The sequence below is a fragment of the Methylomagnum sp. genome (genome assembly GCF_054333355.1).
The window spans coordinates 1-4,786 of the sequence record NZ_JBTEKS010000342.1 but is presented as its reverse complement, the minus strand read 5'-3'; the positions used below and the strand labels follow the sequence as shown (position 1 = coordinate 4,786).

Genomic DNA, 4,786 nt, shown 5'->3' with positions numbered 1-4,786 from the left:
GGTGTTGATTTGAAAATAGCGGTGTAAGGTTTGTCCTAAGCTGAGGCCAGCCAGATTCGCTGTCACAGCCGCTAGAGATAGGATGGCTGTAACCTCGCCATAAGCGTTCGCGCCCATCCAACGAGCAGTTAATAATAGGGTTCCCACGCCTAGAAGTTGGGTTAATACCCGATAAACAGCGAATCGAGCTAGAAAGTGAAAGCTAAGCACCACGGGAAGATTATTCAAGTTTCCGCGCTTCGACGATCAAGCGGCTATCCAGGCGGGTTTATAGGCCAGCCAAAGCGGGATTTTTACTCTGGCCCCATTCCATGAATTGATATTCCTTGAATCCCGCAGATTTGAGCGCTCGGGCAAGTTTCTCCCGATTATACAGATGCGAGTGGCCCCAGCCGCGAAAGGCCAGATTAATCATTTCGCAGCGGGTTTCGATATGCGAGAACGATGGCCAGCTTAACCAGTCAGAGCGCCGCCAGTCGTTTTGATACCCATCCACCAAATCATCCAGATCGGGCATGGCGATTCTGATGGTCCCACCCGGTGTCAGGGTCCGGTGCAATTCCCCCAAAAACTTGACGCTCACGTTATAGGGCACATGCTCCATGACATGTTCCGAGTAGGCCAATTCCAGGAAGTTATCGGGGAATGGCAGCTTGCGTCGTAAGTCGATGACCAAATCTGCAAAGGGGGACAAATCGGCGTTGATCCATCCGGAAAACTTATTCCTGCCGCAACCATAATGCAGGCGGCGGGGATTGCGCCCATTCAATTGATAGCGTAGCCGAAAAACCGGACTAACGAGATAACCCAGAACGCAAAAGGTGAATTCCTCAAGTCGGCCTAATAAAGGATGGCGGCGGACAAGTCCAAGAGTCATATTGTTGCTCTCTATTTCATATTCGGTCTACTAAAGTGTCATTCAAATTATTCGGTAGGGCATGATTTGCCAATAATTTTTTTTCTAGTTTAAGAAGGTCTTGCTTTCGCTCTCTTATGCGCCTAGCAGGAACTCCTGAGTAAATTCCGAATGAGGAGCAGTTCTTCTGCACCAAGCTTAAGGCGCCAATCGCAACGCCATCTTCCAGCATAACTCCGGGAAGAATTACGCTGCCGCTGCCAACGATGACGTGTCTGCCTAGATAAACATCAGCATGTTTTATCTTGGTGTATTCGCTTGGTACTGTGGGGTTGGTCATGGCCGCTCCGGAATAATCATCACTGCTGGAGTACACGGATACTCTAGAGGAGAGTCCGCTAAAGTCGGAAATTGTTATTTTCCCTGCGCCTATTAGAGATGAGCCGACCGCTATGTGGACATAGTTACCAATGCTTATCCCACCTGCGCCCGCTGATAGCACACAGAAGTCATCAATTCGAACATTATTGCCGATTGATATGCCATGGCAGTTGTATATGGATGCGTGACTTGATATTCGTACATTATTTCCTATGGCGGCGAAGCCCATCTCAATTAATTCAGTGTGGGTTAATACTGGCATGATTGGGCATCCCTGATAATATTTGTTATCTTTATCTGATCTTCGGTGATAAGGGCCGGATAAATGGGCAAGCACAAAACCTGCCGTGAAACCCGCGTCGCGAATGGGAGATTATGTTGCCCGGCAGAAGGTAACCCCCGATACATCGGGAACTCCGAGATGAGCGGATAAAAATAGCGACGCACGTAAATATTGTGCTTTCTCATCTTTTGATATAGGTCGTCGCGGCTCAGTGGATATTCCGATTCAATCATGATGGGAAAGTAAGCGTAGTTGGCCTTGGCCACCTCATGTTCTGATGGGCAACGAATGCCCGTAACGTCTTTTAAAAGCTGGCGATATAGCCCGTCGATTTCCCGGCGCCGGGCCAAAGCTTGATCGATATGCTTGAGTTGCAGGAGGCCAAACGCGGCGTTGACTTCACTCATTTTGCCGTTGATGCCGGACGCTACCACGGTGACTTCATCGACGAATCCGAAGTTTTTCAAGTGGTCGATGCGCTGCTTGGTTTTCGCGTCGGGACAGATAATGGCACCTCCCTCGAAGGTATTGAATACCTTGGTGGCATGGAAACTTAATATCGACAGATCGCCATGCCGTAGAATACTGCCCTGGCTATCTTCCACACCAAAGGCGTGAGCCGCATCGTAAATAACCCGCAGATTATAAATATCGGCGATGCGCTGGATAGCTTCCACATCACAGGAACGACCATAACAGTGTACGGGCATCATGGCGGTGGTGCGGGGAGTGATAGCGGCCTCAATGCCATTCGGGTCAAGATTTAATGTGTCGGGATCAATATCCACGAATACCGGCTTAATGCCATTCCACAATAGCGAGTGGGCAGTAGCGACAAAGGAATACGGCGTAGTAATAACCTCGCCAGTAATACGCAAAGATTGTAGCGCTGTCACCAACGCAAGGGTGCCATTGGCGAACAACGCGATATGGTTTACCCCCAGATGCTCGCAAAGCGCCTGCTCAAATTGATTATGGAAAGGACCGGCATTAGTGAGAATCTTGTTATCCCAGATTTCCCGCAGATATGGCAGGAATTCCTCCAAGGGGGGCAAATACGGTTGGGTAACGTAAATGGGACGGGAATCGCTCATGGGTATTCCTGATATAGGCTTGCGAGCTGTGCATGTCTAAGCATTGCCGACTCGGCGGTTTCTTTCTTTATAATGTTTCAGCAAGGGTTCTGGATGCCGGACCATGTGAATGCCAATATATTTAAATTTGCGAAATCGGTTCCAGTCGCCCGGTTCACGTTGCCGCCAAGCGTCGATATTCCAGGGAATCTGGCCCAGCCAGCGGTGGTAAAACGCGGATGAAGTCGTGACTTGGCCCATCCGGAAATGCAGCGCCGGAGTAAGCTGCCAGTAGTCGAATTTATATTCATACCAAAAAGGGTGCCAAACCAAATCCGCCCGTGTTTTCCTCGCCAGTTGCAACAGCTTGGCGATACGATCAGGCGCGTGTTCGTCGTCATCGTCCAAATGGGTGATGAAATCTCCCCGGGCGAGACCGAGGGCGTGATTCATCGGCGTGGTGCCGGCGACCATCCAGCGCCATTCGGCGTGTTCCGGATAACGGCCACGCTCCGATAGATTGACGAATCTCAGGCGGGAATCGGTGATCTTGGCGACGCGCTCGGCGGTGTCGTCGGAGCAGCAGTCGCCGACGATGATGATCTCGATGTTCGTGTGGGTTTGCGCCAACAGGGATTTAATCGTGCGCTCGGTGAGTAGCAAACCTCGGTTATAGGTGGCGACACATATAGACACCAGCGGATCGGGATTTTCGAAGGCTGCTCGATACTCGGAGGTTTGTCTCGCTTTCTGAAAGCGGATCGCCAATTCCTGCTCCACGTCGTGGGAGGAGCGCAGCGCGCTCAGGCCATCTTCGAGGCGACCCAGCCGACGGGACATCGGAAAAGCCTCTAGCACTTGTGCGCCCCAGAGGGTGAGATTGCCCAGCAAGCGCTGGAGGGCGGGGATCGGCTCGAAAGGTGTGGAGATCATGCTGCGAGTGTCGCGGGGCGGAGTGGGGGGCCGACGCGGGAGGGCGTGCGCCCTGAGGCCGGAGTTGGATTATTGTGAATCATGGCTCTAGCGAGTCACTGCTTAAAGCTTAGCAAGACCGGCGGCACGTTATATCATGCGAGGAAAATCACGGCATCTTAATCACCATGAACCACCGCACCGCCACCGTAACCCGCAACACCTCCGAAACCCAAATCCGCGTCAGCCTAAACCTCGACGGCACCGGCAAGGCCGTTTTTGAAACCGGCGTGCCCTTCCTCGACCACATGATGGATCAAATCGCCCGGCACGGCTTGATCGACCTCGATATTCACGCTCAGGGTGACTTGTACATCGACGCCCACCACACGGTGGAAGACATCGGCATCACGTTGGGCCAAGCATTTGACCAAGCGGTCGGCGACAAGAAAGGCATCCGCCGCTACGGCCATGCTTATGTCCCGTTGGACGAGGCGCTATCCCGGGTCGTCGTTGATTTCTCCGGGCGTCCGGGTTTATCTTACGGCGTCGAGTATCCCCGCGCCCGGATCGGCGATTTCGATGTCGATTTGTTCCAAGAATTCTTCCGGGGCTTCGTGAACCACGCCAAGGTCACGCTGCACATCGACAACCTCAAGGGCCAAAACGCGCACCATGTGGCCGAAACCATTTTCAAGGCATTCGGTCGCGCCCTGCGGATGGCCCTGGAACCGGATTCCCGCGCACTCGGCATTATTCCCTCCACCAAAGGCACCCTCTAACTCCCGGCTTCCCGCGTTATGTCTTCCGTAGCCATCATTGATTACGGCATGGGGAATCTTCACTCCATCGCCAAAGCCGTCCAGCACGCCGACCCGCAAGTCTCCGTAAGCGTCACCGACGACCGCGACACGATTCTCCGCGCCGACCGGGTGGTGTTTCCGGGCGTGGGCGCCATTCGCGATTGTATCCATGCGCTGACGGAACGCGAACTCATCCCGGTGTTGAAAGAAGCCGCCGCCAGCAAGCCCTTCTTGGGGATTTGCCTGGGGATGCAAGCCTTGCTCGACGAGAGCGAGGAAAACCACGGCACGCCCTGCCTCGGCCTCATTCCGGGCCGCGTTGTGCGCTTCGCCGACGGACTTACCGACAGCCACAGCCGAACCCTCAAGATTCCCCACATGGGCTGGAACCGCGTCGATCCGACCGGCGACCATCCGCTGTGGGCGGGCATCGAGCCGGGCAGTTGGTTCTATTTCGTCCATAGCTACTACGCCAGCC

At 53.7% G+C, this 4,786-nt stretch carries 7 protein-coding genes; 2 read left to right on the top strand and 5 right to left on the bottom strand.

Features of this window, described 5'->3' with window-relative positions:
• From ACXWUF_RS18805 to ACXWUF_RS18785, 5 genes are all read right to left on the bottom strand, one after another.
• Positions 1-228, bottom strand: a 228-nt coding sequence (locus ACXWUF_RS18805; RefSeq protein WP_458503350.1) for a hypothetical protein, incomplete at its 3' end; no start/stop codon positions are given.
• A 40-nt stretch (positions 229-268) separates the two neighbouring features.
• A complete protein-coding gene (locus ACXWUF_RS18800; protein ID WP_458503349.1) occupies positions 269-694 on the bottom strand; it encodes a class I SAM-dependent methyltransferase in 426 nt (141 codons plus the stop codon).
• 199 nt (positions 695-893) lie between these two features.
• A complete protein-coding gene (locus ACXWUF_RS18795) occupies positions 894-1,499 on the bottom strand; it encodes an acyltransferase (RefSeq protein ID WP_458503348.1) in 606 nt (201 codons plus the stop codon).
• Positions 1,487-2,614, bottom strand: coding sequence for a DegT/DnrJ/EryC1/StrS family aminotransferase (locus tag ACXWUF_RS18790; RefSeq protein ID WP_458503347.1), 1,128 nt, complete (start codon positions 2,612-2,614; stop codon positions 1,487-1,489). Before ACXWUF_RS18790 ends, ACXWUF_RS18795 begins: the two co-directional genes overlap by 13 nt.
• A gap of 36 nt (positions 2,615-2,650) precedes the next feature.
• Positions 2,651-3,526, bottom strand: a complete 876-nt coding sequence (locus ACXWUF_RS18785; RefSeq protein ID WP_458503346.1) for a glycosyltransferase family 2 protein — start codon at positions 3,524-3,526, stop codon at positions 2,651-2,653.
• Between the two features lie 167 nt (positions 3,527-3,693).
• Here ACXWUF_RS18785 and hisB point away from each other — a divergent pair, with 167 nt between their 5' ends.
• Together hisB and hisH are read left to right on the top strand one after the other, a co-directional pair.
• Entirely contained in the window at positions 3,694-4,287 is a 594-nt protein-coding gene (gene hisB, locus ACXWUF_RS18780) for an imidazoleglycerol-phosphate dehydratase HisB (RefSeq protein WP_458503345.1), read from the top strand.
• Between the two features lie 18 nt (positions 4,288-4,305).
• Positions 4,306-4,786, top strand: a 481-nt coding sequence (hisH, locus tag ACXWUF_RS18775; RefSeq protein ID WP_458503344.1) for an imidazole glycerol phosphate synthase subunit HisH, incomplete at its 3' end; no start/stop codon positions are given.